The 14922-nt window shown below is 59.3% G+C and carries 13 protein-coding genes; 11 read left to right on the top strand and 2 right to left on the bottom strand.

Annotated elements, in window-relative coordinates; translation table 11 throughout:
- Positions 1 to 113: 113 nt before the first annotated feature.
- A complete protein-coding gene (locus HMPREF3042_RS04020) occupies positions 114 to 731 on the top strand; it encodes a trimeric intracellular cation channel family protein (RefSeq protein ID WP_038626783.1) in 618 nt (205 codons plus the stop codon).
- A gap of 113 nt (positions 732 to 844) precedes the next feature.
- Here HMPREF3042_RS04020 and HMPREF3042_RS04015 read toward each other — a convergent pair whose 3' ends face one another.
- Positions 845 to 1732: a fructose bisphosphate aldolase gene (locus HMPREF3042_RS04015; protein ID WP_070429394.1), complete on the bottom strand. Its 888-nt coding sequence runs from the start codon at positions 1730 to 1732 to the stop codon at positions 845 to 847.
- 359 nt (positions 1733 to 2091) lie between these two features.
- Here HMPREF3042_RS04015 and clpB point away from each other — a divergent pair, with 359 nt between their 5' ends.
- From clpB to HMPREF3042_RS04000, 3 genes are all read left to right on the top strand, one after another.
- Positions 2092 to 4671, top strand: coding sequence for an ATP-dependent chaperone ClpB (gene clpB, locus HMPREF3042_RS04010; protein ID WP_070429393.1), 2580 nt, complete (start codon positions 2092 to 2094; stop codon positions 4669 to 4671).
- A gap of 186 nt (positions 4672 to 4857) precedes the next feature.
- Positions 4858 to 5505, top strand: coding sequence for a GNAT family N-acetyltransferase (locus HMPREF3042_RS04005; protein ID WP_070429392.1), 648 nt, complete (start codon positions 4858 to 4860; stop codon positions 5503 to 5505).
- A 233-nt stretch (positions 5506 to 5738) separates the two neighbouring features.
- Positions 5739 to 7277: an HNH endonuclease signature motif containing protein gene (locus HMPREF3042_RS04000; RefSeq protein WP_070856117.1), complete on the top strand. Its 1539-nt coding sequence runs from the start codon at positions 5739 to 5741 to the stop codon at positions 7275 to 7277.
- A 24-nt stretch (positions 7278 to 7301) separates the two neighbouring features.
- Here the strand turns inward: HMPREF3042_RS04000 and HMPREF3042_RS03995 are convergent, their stop codons facing one another.
- Positions 7302 to 7547 carry an SDR family oxidoreductase gene (locus HMPREF3042_RS03995; protein WP_187269930.1) on the bottom strand — a complete coding sequence of 82 codons (246 nt, stop codon included), beginning with the start codon at positions 7545 to 7547 and terminating at the stop codon, positions 7302 to 7304.
- Between the two features lie 179 nt (positions 7548 to 7726).
- Between HMPREF3042_RS03995 and HMPREF3042_RS03990 the strand changes: the two genes are divergently transcribed.
- The 7 genes from HMPREF3042_RS03990 to HMPREF3042_RS03960 all read left to right on the top strand — a co-directional run bounded on the left by HMPREF3042_RS03990 (position 7727) and on the right by HMPREF3042_RS03960 (position 14860).
- Positions 7727 to 8557 carry a sulfurtransferase gene (locus tag HMPREF3042_RS03990; RefSeq protein ID WP_070628457.1) on the top strand — a complete coding sequence of 277 codons (831 nt, stop codon included), beginning with the start codon at positions 7727 to 7729 and terminating at the stop codon, positions 8555 to 8557.
- Between the two features lie 206 nt (positions 8558 to 8763).
- Complete coding sequence (locus HMPREF3042_RS03985; RefSeq protein WP_070856116.1) at positions 8764 to 10803, top strand: type III secretion system chaperone family protein; 2040 nt, start codon at positions 8764 to 8766, stop codon at positions 10801 to 10803.
- A gap of 51 nt (positions 10804 to 10854) precedes the next feature.
- Positions 10855 to 11415, top strand: coding sequence for an orotate phosphoribosyltransferase (pyrE, locus tag HMPREF3042_RS03980; RefSeq protein WP_070628459.1), 561 nt, complete (start codon positions 10855 to 10857; stop codon positions 11413 to 11415).
- A gap of 109 nt (positions 11416 to 11524) precedes the next feature.
- The gene (locus HMPREF3042_RS03975) at positions 11525 to 12370 is read left to right on the top strand and encodes a lysoplasmalogenase family protein (RefSeq protein ID WP_070628460.1); all 846 of its coding nucleotides are present in this window, start codon (positions 11525 to 11527) and stop codon (positions 12368 to 12370) included.
- Complete coding sequence (locus tag HMPREF3042_RS03970) at positions 12357 to 13028, top strand: TrmH family RNA methyltransferase (protein ID WP_038626765.1); 672 nt, start codon at positions 12357 to 12359, stop codon at positions 13026 to 13028. The genes HMPREF3042_RS03975 and HMPREF3042_RS03970 overlap by 14 nt, the downstream gene beginning before the upstream one ends.
- A 70-nt stretch (positions 13029 to 13098) precedes the next feature.
- Complete coding sequence (locus HMPREF3042_RS03965) at positions 13099 to 14316, top strand: glycoside hydrolase family 76 protein (RefSeq protein WP_070851415.1); 1218 nt, start codon at positions 13099 to 13101, stop codon at positions 14314 to 14316.
- Positions 14317 to 14449: 133 nt separating this feature from the next.
- Entirely contained in the window at positions 14450 to 14860 is a 411-nt protein-coding gene (locus tag HMPREF3042_RS03960) for a DUF3151 domain-containing protein (protein WP_038626757.1), read from the top strand.
- Positions 14861 to 14922: the final 62 nt, after the last annotated feature.

Raw genomic sequence — 14922 nt, 5'->3', positions numbered from 1 at the left:
GGAAGCAATGAAGAGGGCCGAGCCGAGCTGAAAGCAGGAGTGGGGGAGCGAAGATTGCGGGATATTAGCCTATAGTTCTACCGATTCGGGCGAAGTCCTTTATATTTCTTATCATGCTGCTCCACATCCTCTGGGTCATTGGAATTACGGCCGAAGGCGTCACCGGCGCACTAGCGGCCGGTCGAATGCGCATGGATCTCTTTGGGGTTTCAACAATTGCGTGCATGACTGCTATCGGCGGTGGTACCCTGCGCGATGTCATTCTCGGCCACTATCCGTTGGTGTGGGTTGCAAGCCCACAATATTTGCTGGTTATCGTCGGTGCGGCACTGATCACGGTGCTGTTGGCCGACTTCCTGATGAAGCACTTCCGAGTCGTGTTCTTGGTCGCTGACGCGATCGGTTTGTCGGCGTTTTCCATCATTGGTGCCCGCGTGGCCATGGAGATGGGGCATGGTGTCATCATCGCTATTGTCGGCGCCGTTCTTACCGGTGCGTTTGGAGGTGTGCTCCGCGACCTGATGTGTGACCGCGTCCCACTGGTGTTCCAAAAGGAGCTCTATGCCTCCATCGCAGTCGTCGCGGCGACGCTTTACTACGTGCTCGACATGGTTGGCCTGCACGAGAGCATCAACATTATCTGCGCTGTACTGTCGGCGCTGTTCATTCGACTAGCGGCGCTGTGGCGTGGCTGGTCGCTGCCGGTGTTTGACTACCAGGGGCGCGATTAAAAAAACTCCCGCACCAAGAAAACCTGGTGCGGGAGTTTTTAGTTGCGCTAGCGGCTACCTAGAGGCGCCCACAAGCGCAGATGCACAGCGAAGCGCAAATGCACAGCGGACGATTAGGAAATCGAAGCCTCGTAGATGCCCTTGACGGACTCAGCCATGGTTGCGTTGAACTCTTCATCGGACTGCTGAGCGGACAGGCCCTCAGACAGTGCACGGGAGAAGGAAGCAATCATGCCGTGGTTGCGGGACAGGCGCTCGTTGGCGTCCTCGCGCTCGTAGCCACCGGACAGGGCAACGACGCGCATGACCTTCGGGTGCTCAATCAGTGGCTTGTACAGGTCGTCCTTGGTCGGGATGGAAACCTTGATCATAACCTTCTGGTCATCAGCCAGGTCATCCAGGCCGGCGAGCAGCTCGCGCAGGACGATGTCCTCAGCCTCTGCCTTGTCGGCAGCGTTGATGTCGACCTCCGGCTCCAGAATCGGAACCAGACCGTGGGACAGAACCTGCTTGCCGAACTCGAACTGCTGAGCAATGTTGGCCTTGATGCCCTCTTCGTTTGCCTCAGCAATAAAGGAACGCATCTTGGTGCCGAAAATGCCCTTAGCGACACCACGCTCCAGCAGCTCATCCAGGCCCGGGCACGGCTTCATAAGCTGAACGCCGTTTTCCTTGTCTGCCAGGCCCTTGTCGGTCTTCAGGAACGGGACGATGCCCTTCTTTTCCCACAGGTACTGAGCGGTCGGGATTCCCTCAATGTCGCGATCCATGGTCTGCTCGAAGAGAATCGCGCCAATAATCTGCTCAGAGTTGAAGGACGGGGAAGTGATGATGCGGGTACGCATCTCGTGAACCAGGTCGAACATTTCATCTTCGTTCGAGTACTGATCCTCGTTGATGCCGTACAGGCGCAGAGCCTTCGGGGTAGATCCACCGGACTGGTCGAGAGCGGCGATGAAGCCCTTGCCCTCAGTCATCTGACGTGCCTGCTCGATGTTCATTCGAGTCCTTTCGTGAGAATGAAGGAATGTCATCTACCAGGGTAACCAAAACAGTATGAGTGCGCTGCCCGCCCATCACTCACATGGGGGAAGTCGAATCAGGCGGGAGTGCGCTGGTGAGGGCGTCGGACGGTGTGTCGGAGTGCGTCCGCACGTGGTTTCTGGAGCTCTCCAATGTTTTCTAGTGCTTTCCGGTGCGCTACTGCGCTTAACGACGCTGCCGAGCGCAATCCTTTTCGCTGTGGATGTGGCGTGAATCACAGTATGAAATTGTAAAATTTGAAGTTGAGTGGAACAGACTCAAGGCTGAATACGTTATGGGTAGTGAATGACAAAGTTGAGTCAAAGGGGCGCAAGTTATGAGTTTTACACCAACAACTAAGACTGGAGAAGTTCTCCAGGAAGCTATGAAGGCCGCGACCAGCGCGGGTAACCCGGATATTCGGCCTGGGCACATTCTGGTAGCGCTGCTGGAGCAAAAGGAGGGTATTGCGGCTCCGCTGCTTGAGGCAGCGGGTGTTAATCCTTCCGGGGTTTTGACCCGCGCTAAGGAGCTGGTCGCGGGGTACCCGTCGGCAAGCGGGGCGAATATGGCGAACCCGCAGTTTAATAGGGATGCCGTTAATGCACTGAACGCTGCCGAGGAGCTGGCGGGCGAGCTTGGAGACGAGTATGTCTCCACGGAAATTCTGCTTATCGGTGTAGCAACTGGCCAGTCGGAGGCGGCAACTGTGCTGCAGTCGGCGGGCGCTACTGCCGAGGCATTAAAGGGCGCGCTGACTAGCGTGCGTGGATCGAGGAAGGTTACAACGGAAAATCCAGAAGAGCAGTACCAGGCTCTGGAAAAGTATGCGACGGACTTAACCGCGCGGGCGCGTGAGGGCAAGATTGACCCTGTTATCGGCCGCGATGCGGAGATTCGTCGCGTGGTTCAGGTCCTAAGTCGTCGCACCAAGAACAATCCTGTGCTCATTGGTGAGCCGGGCGTTGGTAAGACGGCCATTGTCGAGGGGCTGGCGCGACGCATTGTTGCGGGTGATGTGCCGGAATCTCTGAAGGGCAAGACGCTGATGAGCCTGGATCTAGGCTCCATGGTCGCCGGTGCGAAGTACCGCGGTGAGTTCGAGGAGCGCCTGAAGGCGGTTCTGGACGAGATTAAGGAATCCGACGGTCAGATTATTACCTTCATCGATGAGATTCACACCATCGTTGGCGCTGGCGCCACGGGTGATGGCTCGATGGATGCGGGCAACATGATTAAGCCGATGCTGGCTCGTGGTGAGCTCCGCCTGGTCGGTGCGACGACCTTGGATGAGTACCGCAAGTACATCGAGAAGGATGCTGCGCTGGAGCGTCGTTTCCAGCAGGTCTTTGTCGGTGAGCCGAGCGTTGAGGACGCCATCGGTATTCTGCGTGGCCTGAAGGAACGCTACGAGGTCCACCACGGTGTTCGTATCCAGGATTCCGCGCTGGTGGCTGCGGCAACGCTGTCGGATCGCTACATCACATCCCGCTTCCTGCCGGATAAGGCCATTGACCTGGTGGATGAGGCCGCATCGCGTTTGCGTATGGAGATTGACTCCTCGCCGGAGGAAATCGACTCCGCGGAACGTATTGTGCGCCGCCTCGAAATCGAGGAAATGGCCCTGGAGAAGGAAACTGACATCGCGTCGAAGGAGCGTCTGGACAAGCTCCGTGAGGAACTTGCAGATGAGCGCGAGAAGCTCAACGCTCTGAAGACTCGCTGGCAGAACGAGAAGTCCTCGATTGATGATGTTCGCTCCGTTCGCGAAGAGCTCGATGCCCTGCGCACTGAGTCCGAAAAGGCTGAGCGCGAAGGTGACTACGGGCGCGTCGCAGAGCTGCGTTACGGGCGCATTCCTGAGTTGGAGAAGAAGCTGGAGGCCGCCGAGGAATCGGTCGCTGACGCAGAGGAAAACTCCATGCTCAAGGAGGAGGTCACGCCTCAGGAAGTCGCTGAGGTTGTCTCCGCCTGGACGGGTATCCCGGCTGGCAAGATGATGCAGGGCGAAACCGAGAAGCTACTGGAAATGGAGCTCAACCTCGGCCGTCGCGTCGTTGGTCAGAATGCCGCTGTGGAGGCTGTCTCCGATGCTGTCCGCCGTTCGCGTGCGGGTGTTGCCGATCCGAACCGTCCGACTGGTTCCTTCCTGTTCCTCGGTCCAACTGGCGTTGGTAAGACGGAGCTGGCCAAGGCGCTGGCGGAGTTCCTCTTCGACGATGAGCGTGCGATGGTTCGCATCGATATGTCCGAGTACGGCGAGAAGCACTCTGTCGCTCGTCTGATTGGTGCCCCTCCCGGATACGTTGGCTACGACGCTGGCGGTCAGCTCACCGAGGCTGTTCGTCGCCGTCCGTACACCGTCGTGCTTTTCGACGAGGTGGAGAAGGCTCACCCGGACGTGTTCGATGTGCTCCTGCAGGTGCTCGATGAGGGGCGCCTGACTGATGGTCAGGGTCGAACCGTGGACTTCCGAAACACGATTCTGATTCTGACCTCCAACCTCGGCGCTGGTGGTACGCATGAACAGATCATGGATGCGGTCAAGATGGCCTTCAAGCCGGAGTTCATCAACCGTCTCGACGATGTAGTGATCTTCGATCCGCTGACCTCCGAGCAGCTGCGCGGCATTGTGGACATTCAGGTTCGCAACCTGGCGGAGCGTCTGGCTGCACGTCGTCTGGTGCTGGATGTCTCCGATGGGGCACTGGATTGGCTGTCGGAGCGCGGCTACGACCCGGCCTATGGTGCCCGTCCGCTGCGTCGCCTGGTGCAGAAGGCAATCGGCGATGAGCTGGCACGTCGACTGCTCGCGGGCGATGTTCGCGATGGTGACCGTGTAGAGGTTACGGTTGCTGACGATGGCGAGTCGCTGAAGGTTGTCGGCTATGGCGAGGACGGCGTAGCCCGGGTCTAGGGCGCCCAATCCTCAGGGCGATACCTGTTCAGCAGGCTGTCCGTTTGTTGGGGCGGTTTGGGAGATTTTTCTCCTGAACTGCCCCTTTTTTGTGCTTTTGTTGTCCGGGCTTATGTTCCTTGCGGCCGATCGCGTGGGCTTGTTGCATTCCGGTCGGCCTGGGGTGCACCGGTATAGTGCGCAAATATGACTAACTTTCAGTGGCGACCAGCGACAGACTCCGACCGCCCCTTCATTGCCTGGATGGACGAACTAACGGAAACGTTCGGAGATGAAAGTCAGCCACTGCCGGAAGACTATGTAGTGACGAGGCGTCAATACGTCGACCAGTGGGACGCGAGTCAGGGCGGGGTTATCCTTTTCGCCACTTCGCTTGACGACGCTGACCTCGAGTCGCTCAGTGGCGACATGACCCGCACTGACCCATTTGAACCGAGGGTTTCTCGCGAGGCTACTTACAGTGCGGCCGCCATTAAGGCGGAATGGTTGGAGCGCGGGGATTCGTCGTCAAGCGAAGAATGCGAGGGCTATGAAGTGCCGGTGGGGGCGGCCTGGCTGCGTACGTTTACGAAGGACGATCCGGGGTACGGTTTTGTGGAAAATGGGATTCCTGAGGTAGCGATTGCGCTGCGTCCGGGTGTAGTCGGACGCAGGCTGTCGCAGCCGATGATTGCGGGGCTTCTTGAGTATGCGCGTGAGCTGGGGTACCCGGGGGTTAGTCTGGCTGTCCATGATGCCAACCCGCGGGCGGCGAAAGCTTATGTGAAGGCGGGGTTTGAGCTAGTGGGGCGCTCGAGCTTCCCGGACCACGATGTGATGGTGGTGCGGTTTTAGGCTTTCGGCGTGCAGTTTTTTTTGGGGGGGGCTGCGCGGGTTGGTCGGGTTTTTAGGGCGGATGGTGGGGTATTCGAGCTCTGGAAGCACGGCAGTGTTTCGGAAAAAGATTCGAAAAAGTTGACTTAGGGGGTTGTGGGGTGCCGAATGGGTGTGCGATAATATGGGGGAGGGAAATTAGTTAGTCCATTTGGGGATTCGGATTGCTAGCGTTTTAAAAGGGGGTGGGAGAAATGTCTACACCATCGGCGCCAAACGGCAGTGGACCGCTTTCGACATCTCAGGTTTTAGATGTGGTTGCGCAGTTTGAAGCTCTGTCGACAGTCATCGTGGAGAACTTCGAAGTACTTTCACCGGATCATGCGCACGATGCATATAAGTCGATTGAGAAAGCGCGAAAACGACTCGCAGTAATTGATGCGACTTATGTGGAGACCATGAAGGGGCGGATGCCCAGCGCGGAGCATCGAAAGATTGCGTGGCTAGCGCAGGAGATGCGAATCTCGCGAGTAGAAGCGAGGCAGCGTATCAACGTCGTCGGGCGCCTGAGTAGGAATGTTGATCCGTTTGCTCCGGCGAATGAGGATGTGCGAATGCCGAACCTTCGTCAGAAAGTTGAGGAAGGTGTTGTCGGTGCGGATGCTGTTTCGAAGATTGACAAAGCCGTTCGTGAGCTGCCGGCAACGGAGCATGCACAGCTGTCTAGGCTGCTGGACAAGCACATTGCAGATTTAGTGGACAAAATCCGTGTTGATGATCTCAATAAATTGCCGAACCGCCTGCGGGCGATGTTGGGGGTTGATGACCCGTATACGGATGAGGACCGCGCTCGGAAACGAAGCCTAAAAATCGGTGCTCAGGGGCCGGACGGCATGAGCCGGTTGAGCGGTGTGGTTACGCCTTCGTTTGCAGCGGTGCTCAAAAGGCTGCAGGCGGATCATGCGCGCCCTGGCGGGTTACTCGAAGAAGGTGCCGATGACCAGCGGAATCCGGAGCAGCGTTTTCATGATGCCGTGGAAGCGGCGGTGAATGGGGGCTTTCAACCAGGCGGTGACCTTCAGCCGGCGCGGGGGACGACATCGGTGGTCACCGTCGCGCATATCGCAGATGTGGCAGCGCTAGCTGGAGTCTCCTTGCCTGATGGGAAAGATTTTGTACTTCCTGGATCGGGCAAAGCGGTCTCTGATGCGGGAGTGCGAATTTCCATTAGTCAGGCCGTGCAACAGATGGTTGATAGAAATTCGTTCCTCCAAGTCTTGGGGAATGAGGGGCAGACCTTGTACTTTGGTCGGTCCCGCAGGCTGGGGACTTTGCCACAGTATCTGGCCCTTCTTGGAGAGGAAGGAGGTTCCTCCGCGCCGGGCATGGGCACTCCGGGAGCTATGTGTGATGTTCACCATGTGCAGTCGTGGTCTTCCGGTGGTGGCACTGATCTGGATAATCTCACGTTGGTTGATCCGGGTACGCATCGAAAGATCGATGATGCTCGATGTGATGAAAATGCTTGGTGGACGCTTCGGCCGGATGAGGTGCCGGGGATTCTAGGAACTGACGAAGGGGACGGGGTTAGTGGGGAGTGCGAGCCGGTCTCTACTGATCGTGTGGTCTGGGTGGCCCCGAAAGGCAAGGAAGGAAACCGAAAAGCGGAATCCAATGAGGACCCCGATACGTTCGATAGCCCGGGGCGCTGGTTGCGTCGTAAAGCGCGAGAGAAACGGGCGGGGGACACAGCGGATGGCAATGGTGAGACGGGACAGGATCCCGGTGGGTAGTCGGGTAGGGAGCGGGGTCCTGGCTTAGAGGCTGATCTTCCGTTTCGTAGTCAGCTTTGCGTTAATGAAGCGGTTGAGGAAAGGGGCACCGACGCTGGCGGCATAGTGCAGCAATTTTGTCGGCAGGTTGACGGGGAAGTCAGCCTTAGTAATCGTGCCCTGTTTCTGGTCGATGCAGTCGACGATTGTGTTGGCGACATCAGCTGGTGTGATGCGAATACCCATGCGCTTGGTGCCGTCAGTGCTGACATTTTCGAGCAGAGACGTCAACAACTCCGACGGTTTAGCCGCGGGAAAGCAGTTTTTCTGCGGTGGCACGGCCGATTCCATGGCCTGCGTTTGAGATGAGAACGGCCAGGTGGGCAGCATCTTCAGACATCTTCCCGAGCTCCTAGTTTTAATAACGTACATATCGCGCTACCAAGTCAATCGATTTAGAATCCGGGATTATGACAACATCCATCTCGGTACAAGAGCTTCGTGACAAGATTGCCGGTGGCGGTCGCATCGTCGTCGTTGACGCACGCTGGTCGCGCGCTAAAAAACCATATGACTCCTACGCTACGGCTCACATCCCTCTGGCCGTGTTTTGTGATCCCGAGTTGGATCTAGCGGGTGTTCCCAGCCGAGAAGCTGGTCGCAACCCGCTGCCGGATATCGAGCGTGTGCGCGATGCCGTCCGTCGTTGGGGAGTCCGCTCGGAGCATCTGGTGATCGTCTACGACGCGGGCGATGGGCTGTTCGCATCACGTGCTTGGTGGATTCTGCGCTGGGCGGGTCTGGAGAATGTGCGTGTCCTCACCGGCGGGTTAGCTGCTTGGGAAGCAGATGGAAACGAGACTGCCTTCGGTCCCGGCAATCTGCCGCAGCCTGGAACGATTGCGGTGAGCGAGGGCAATATGCCTGTTGCCAGCCTCGACGACGTACGCACCTGGTCTGAACGTGGAATTTTGGTGGATGCGCGTGAGTCCAGCCGCTTTGAAGGCCGCAGTGAGCGCGTCGATCTGCAGGCAGGTCACATCCCGGGTGCCGTGAACCTGGCGGCTCGCAGTCTGCAAAATGCCGACGGCTCCTTCCTGCCTGTTGAGCAGCTCCGTGAGCGCTTTGCCTCCGTCGGTATCGAAGCCGGTCGTAATGTAGCGGTCTACTCCGGTTCCGGTCTTCATTCCTCACTGTTCATTCAGGCCATGGAAGAAGCGGGCATTACTGACGCCTCGCTGTATGTCGGAGGCTGGTCCCAGTGGGCTGGCAATCCGAGCCTGCCTATCGTCCGTTTCTAAGCGGCGCCGGACTCGCATGTGTCCGGGGCAGGGCGACCGCCCCCAGGGAACCCCTGATGTGTCGTCCATGTGGATATTTCCCCTCGCCCTTACGGTTCTAGAGAGTCCTGTACGCTCTCGCCTCGGGCATTGGCATTGCGCCAGACGGGGGACGGCATATTGTCGCTGACCAAATAGAACGGCTTCTGGCTTAAGCTAGGAGATTAATGATTCCCCTAGTATTCACCCTCGCAGCGATCCTCATCATCGCCGCAGTCGCGCTGTTCGTTGTCGACCGCCGCCGTCGCAGCACAAGTGAGACTGCTGTGGCGTCTCCTTCGTCGCCATCGCTTTACGACGAGCCTTCGGACTCCACCGGCGAAGTAACCGGTGTGGCGGCAGAAGATGTTGTGCCTGAACAGCCGGATTCTTCAGAGCAGGGCAGCTCTGAGACAGCTTCTGTGGTGAGACCGAATGTCGCAGCTGGCGCTGACTCTGAGGTTGTCGCTGAGACTGATGGTGCCGCTGAAGTTGACCCTGAAACTGAGTTTTCGACGACAGAACTGGGTACTTCAGCTGGGCAAATGATGCCGGCGGAGCCTGAATCTGTCGCGGGAATCGAACCGGCGGCCCCTGCTGAAATGTCCGAAGCAACAGAAAACACGGGAGCTTCCGAAACATCGGGACCAGCAGCTGACCTGAATGCGGGAACGGACGGGACTCTCCGAAGTGACGCGGAGTCTGGCGCGGAGTTTGGCACAGGGGCTGGCGCGGAGCCAGCCGAGTCAGTGACTGCTGAAGATACTGATACCGTGGATGAGCCCGAGACAGGTTTAGTGGGCGACACCAGTGCCACAGAGGCCAACAGCACCACCGCTGCTGACGCTCGCACTGGAACTGTTGACGGTACAGAATTCCAGGCTGCGTCGGTCGAAAATACCGAGACCGGCGAAGTGCCGCAATCATCCGATTTTGCGGCGCACGCCCAGGCCACTCAGGTCACCCAACCCGCCCAGCCCACAGAGCCCACCCAGCCCGCGCAACCGCAGCGCGCCCAGCAGAAGTCAGTGGCTCCTGTCCGTCGACGTATCAGCGGTCGCCGGGTGCGTCACTTGCGGAAGGCCTGGGCGCAGGAACGTAATTCTGTCTACAACCGTGTGGACCATGAGCTGCCGTCGTACTGGCAGCGCACGCCGGACGGCGATGCCAAGGCCGTGGTCTCCGGTTTCGCCTTTGGCCGGGAAATGCACCTCGCCGATGTCGGTGGCATCACCACCATCGCTATCCGCCGCTCTGTATCCAGCGATGAGGTTTTCGAGCTGCGCCGCAGCGGCGGCACGACGCTGCCTCACGTAGCCACCGAAGCCGGCCTGGTAGTCGCAGCTACCGACCCAGAGCTCATTCATCGCATCTTCGACGACCGTGCAACCCGCATGCTTGCCGACGTGCACCCGGCCATTACCCGCATGTGGTCCGAAAACTCCTGGTCCTTGGCTCAGTTGATTGATAATTCAGTGCCAGAGGACTGGGACGGTGCACTGGCATCGCTGTCGGACTTCTCCGACATTGCGCGCAGGTTGCCACCGGCGGAAGGTGAAACCGTCGCTCCGGACGCTAATCAGTGGGATCCCACTCGTTTGCAGCTCACCGAGCAGTCCGTTGACTCTGGTTCCTTGATCTCGGATGGAACCGGGCGTGGGCACTTGCACGCGGTACCAGACCAGCGTCGCAACGGTTCTGCTAACCATGAATCGCAGAATCACAGCTCACAGAACGGGCATGCCCAGAGTCACAGCGCGCAGAATAGCAAGGGCGAAGAGCCGCTGGACGTTGAGGAAATTGTTTACGCAGATTCTCCTTCGTCCTCGTCCGCTGCCACCGTGGATGCAACCACGGATGATTCGCAGTGGTCGTCGCAAAGCAATGCACAACCCACGGTGGTGCAGGCGATTGACGGCTCGTCGTGGCGCCCTACGCGGGATATACCGCTTGATCCGACGGCGCTGCCTTCGCGGTCAACGGCACGAAAGATGGGTGCAAATGTTGGTGAGTCGGAGGACATTGGGGATTCTGGCCAGCAGATTCCTGCGCTTGGCGAGGATCCCGAACATAGCCGGATGCGCTCGAGCCGGGGACGTGTAGTGCGATCAAATGTGAAGCCCGCCAGTATTTTTACCGACGCCGCCCCAGACCTCGACAGCAGCGACGACCCCACCGAATCTGTATCCGAGGACAAAGGCGCAACCCCTGATTCCGCGGACGAGTAGAACCAGACATATCCTTGAGCACACAGTCGTTTATTTAGGAGACAACCTCAGATGAGCACCCACACGAGCAATGTCAATCAGGAGAAGCTGCAGCGTTTGGCCGAGCTGGTCAAGGAGCTGGCGGTTGTCCATGGCAAGGTCACGCTGTCGTCTGGACGTGAGGCTGACTACTACGTTGACCTGCGCCGCGCCACCCTACATCATGAGGCCTCGCGCCTGATTGGTTCCCTGTTACGAGAGCTCACTTCCGACTGGGACTACGCGCACGTCGGTGGTCTGACGCTTGGCGCGGACCCGGTGGCCACCTCTGTCATGCACGCCGAAGGACGTCCGATTGATGCCTTCGTAGTACGCAAGGAAGCCAAGAAGCACGGCATGCAGCGCCGCATTGAAGGGCCGGACATTGTGGGCAAGAAGGTCCTGGTCGTTGAGGACACCACCACGACGGGCAACTCACCGCTGACCGCCGTAGCTGCCCTACGCGAGGCCGGTGCCGAGGTTGTCGGTGTAGCCACTGTGGTTGACCGCGCGACGGGCGCCGACGAGGTCATCAAGGGTGAAGGCCTGGAGTACCGTTACCTGCTCGGTTTGGATGACTTGGGCCTGGCCTAAGAATCTGAGCGCTAGAGCTTTTACCGAGCCTCACTCAACTCACTGAGCCTCGCCGAGCCTCACCCAGCTCACCCGCCCCAACGCAGTCCCACGAAAGAGGAACATCCCCATGACTACCAAGCGTGCAGGACTCTTGTCCAAGCTCACTACGACCAAACTTCCCGGCACCAAGGAAACCGTCGCTGACATGTTTGTGCGTCGCACGGGCGAGGGCCTCGGCGCACTCGTCGGTATCGCCAGCGCGAGCTCCGACACCCGCCGTGCCCCGGAACGCGCCGGCTACATTGCCGCCAGTGCGGTCAACGTTGTCTCCAGCGCCTTCGGCTGGGAGACTCCACGTCGAGTTTCCAAGACTGTCCTCATGCCACTGTTGGCGGCCAATGTTTGGCGCCGTCGCCACGAGACGTCTCGCTTTACGACGACCACCCTGCTCATCGGCCTCGCCGGCGGTTGGTTGGGCGACTTGATTCTCATGCCGAACAAGCCGAACCTGAACCGCGGTTCTGTGCCGTTCGCAGTTAACCAGGTTGCCTACCACGTGCTGCTGTGGCGTGCCGGAGCTCGCATTAGCGCGCTGCGTGCTGCCATTCGCTTCCCACTGTGGGCTGGTTCGGTACCGCTGGTCGGTGCTGTAAAGCCAGAGGCGCTGCCCGCTGCAGTTGGCTACGGTCCGCTGCTGGCCGTGACTTCTGCACTGGCCGATGACCCGGTACTGCTGGAGGGGGCCGGTGCTGTCGGAACTGATGAGCAGACCGGCCTGCCGATTGCCGATGCCACCTACGGCCTAGGTCACGGTGGCAACCTGTTCCTTATCTCCGACACGCTACTGATGGCTCGAAAGATGTTTGCGGAGGAGGGCGTCGTCGGCAAGCTTCTGAATGCGGCAGTGATGGACACCTACACCGTGGCGCAGTTGTTCCTGGTCGAGGGGCTGTTGGCTCTTGACCGCGCCTGAGCCCGGGAAGGGGCCGACGGAGTGGTTTGAGGCTCGTGTCGGGGTGGGGCCGTGGGAGCAGGAGCACCCGAACGAACCTCGGCCGACCGGCCCAGAATACGATGAGCAGCTTTTGGATGAGGGCGACCGACGCAACGTCGTCGATGCTTACCGCTACTGGACGATGGAGGCTATCGTCGCGGAGCTGGATAAGCGTCGTCATCCGTTGCACATCGCCATCGAGAATTTTGAGAATGACTCCAACATCGGCACCGTGGTACGCACCGCAAATGCCTTCCTGGTGGAGGCCGTGCACATCGTGGGGCGCAAGCGTTGGAATCGTCGCGGCGCGATGGTGACTGACCGCTACCAGCACTTGCTGCACCACGAGACGGTGTCGGAGGTCATTAGCTGGGCGCGCGAGCATGACCTGGCTGTGGTGGCCGTGGACAACGTGCCGGGCTCCGTACCCATCGAAACCGTTGAGTTGCCCGAGCGTTGTCTTTTGCTCTTCGGCCAGGAGGGGCCGGGAGTGACTGAAGAAGCACAGCAGGCGGCGGACCTGACGGTGTCGATTGCCCAATTTGGATCGACGCGTTCGATAAATGCGGGGGTAGCGGCGGGTATTGCCATGCACTCTTGGATTCGTACTCATGCAGACATCACCGCGGCCTGGTAATTGTCTGCTTAGGTGTTTTATTTCGAAAGGCTGTTTTAGAGCTGTTTCACAGCCGTTTTAAGGAGAGCCAGTGGTTCTAAAAATGTCGCGTCCGGAGGCCGAAACGTGGGCCTATCGCGCGGACGTGGCTGAGCAGGCGATTCGCAACCGTCATGCGGCGAAGCTGTGGGGTCTTCCGGGCACGAATCTGGCAATGGCTTCCTGGCCCGCGCCGCTGCGACACAAGGTCTTCATCAACTGGCATTACTGGTGGCAGGCGCAGTATCTCGACTGTCTGGTAGACGCAGCCAAGCGCGTGCCCTCTAAGGAGAAGTACCGCGCTATCCGCCAGACCACTCGGGGTATCCGCATTCGCAACCTCACGCTGCTGACCAAGAACAAGTACTACGACGATCGCGCGTGGATGGCACTGGCGCTCGGGCGTGCCGACGCTGTCCTCGGCGCATCGGTGCCCAAGAAGACGACAGCGCGGCTGATTTCATGCTTGGGCGATGGTCGGCAGGAGTCCACGGGTGTGCTGCCGTGGCGTGAGCAGGACCTCTTTTTCAACGTCCCCTCGAACGGTCCTGCAGCCATCGCTCTGGCCCGGGCTGGTCGCATCAAGGAGGCAGAGGAACTTATCGACTGGGTTTACGCCAACCTTTTGGCGGACTCAGGTCTGCTCTACGACGGCATTCGCTTGTCCATGGCAGGTGCCGTGGTGCAGAAGGGCATGTTTACGTACAACCAGGGTGTCATGATTGGCGCTTGCCTCGAAGTGGGACTTGCGCTTCGGGCGCACGGCCAGCGGGAACAGGCGACGAAGTATTTCACGCGCGTGCAAAACCTCATCCACGCGGTGGCAAAGGATTTGGCGACCACCGACAATGTCATCGCCGGTGCCGGTGGCGGCGATGGTGGTCTGTTCAACGGCATCCTCGTGCGATACCTCGCCGATGCGGCGGTGCGTTTGCCTGGAGACAATCGCATGAATCGCGCGGCGGCCCGCATTGCCCGCCGACTGGTTCTGGCGTCGGGGGAGAAGTGCTGGTACCACCGCCTCGAGGTCGATGGCCTGCCGCTTTTCCCCGCAGATTGGAACGACAATGCTCAGTTCCCACAGGGCGGCTCGGTTGCGCAATCAGTCGGTGGCGCGGTTCGCGGTTCGGCGATCAAGGAGCGTGACCTCTCTGTCCAGCTGTCGGGATGGATGCTGATGGAAGCGTGTGCCCGAGTGGCCGATTTTGTTGCGACCAAGCTGGAAAACGGTCAGTCGCTGGAATCGCCAAAGCCGAGCTGCCCTGAGTAGCCGCGAGACCGTAGTTGGTCGCCATCTGGTGCTTGCCGACGCCCGCGCCACCGAGCTGTGGCCAGTCTCGCCAACAGAGAGTCGCATGCCTCGACCCTGCCATCGGCACGTCATGCCTGGCACAATAGGACGCATGAAACTCAATGACATGATGGCTCCTGCTCCCGTGAAGCTCCCCGTTCTTGACGAGGCCGTTGCTGCCCGCAACGGTGGCGCAAGCCCGGAGGCCGTGGTTCGCGCATGCCCGCGCGATTCCCAGGCGTGGGCAGACTTGGCTGAAAGTGCCTTGTCCGAAGGTCAGGAGATTCAGGCCTATGCCTTCGCCCGCACTGGTTACCACCGTGGTCTGGACCTGCTGCGCGGAAACGGCTGGAAGGGGTTCGGAGCGATTCCATGGGAGCACGAGCCCAATCGTGGTGTGCTCCGCGCCTTCGCGGCGTTGGCTAAGGCTGCTAAGGCTATCGGCGAGGATGATGAATTCGGTCGCATGATGGCGTTGCTGCGTGACAGTGATGAATCCGCGCTGCCAGAGTTGGGTCTTTAATCGTGCACAGAGATTCAGCGAGCGCATAAAAGTGCACAACAGCACATCGGGTACATAAAAAG

The sequence above is a fragment of the Corynebacterium sp. HMSC074C05 genome (assembly GCF_001838325.1).
Classification (GTDB): Bacteria; Actinomycetota; Actinomycetes; order Mycobacteriales; family Mycobacteriaceae; genus Corynebacterium; species Corynebacterium amycolatum.
Note: the sequence above shows the minus strand (reverse complement) of the source record. Positions and strands in the feature narration are given on the sequence as shown.

Excerpts from the sequence above, each read along its gene's own strand:
- HMPREF3042_RS04015 (WP_070429394.1), bottom strand. The coding sequence starts at position 1,732 with ATGAACATCGAGCAGGCACGTCAGATGACTGAGGGCAAGGGCTTCATC.
- pyrE (WP_070628459.1), top strand. The coding sequence starts at position 10,855 with ATGAGCACCCACACGAGCAATGTCAATCAGGAGAAGCTGCAGCGTTTG.
- HMPREF3042_RS03975 (WP_070628460.1), top strand. The coding sequence starts at position 11,525 with ATGACTACCAAGCGTGCAGGACTCTTGTCCAAGCTCACTACGACCAAA.
- HMPREF3042_RS03960 (WP_038626757.1), top strand. The coding sequence starts at position 14,450 with ATGAAACTCAATGACATGATGGCTCCTGCTCCCGTGAAGCTCCCCGTT.
- HMPREF3042_RS04005 (WP_070429392.1), top strand. The coding sequence starts at position 4,858 with ATGACTAACTTTCAGTGGCGACCAGCGACAGACTCCGACCGCCCCTTC.
- HMPREF3042_RS04000 (WP_070856117.1), top strand. The coding sequence starts at position 5,739 with ATGTCTACACCATCGGCGCCAAACGGCAGTGGACCGCTTTCGACATCT.
- HMPREF3042_RS03985 (WP_070856116.1), top strand. The coding sequence starts at position 8,764 with ATGATTCCCCTAGTATTCACCCTCGCAGCGATCCTCATCATCGCCGCA.
- HMPREF3042_RS03990 (WP_070628457.1), top strand. The coding sequence starts at position 7,727 with ATGACAACATCCATCTCGGTACAAGAGCTTCGTGACAAGATTGCCGGT.
- clpB (WP_070429393.1), top strand. The coding sequence starts at position 2,092 with ATGAGTTTTACACCAACAACTAAGACTGGAGAAGTTCTCCAGGAAGCT.
- HMPREF3042_RS04020 (WP_038626783.1), top strand. The coding sequence starts at position 114 with ATGCTGCTCCACATCCTCTGGGTCATTGGAATTACGGCCGAAGGCGTC.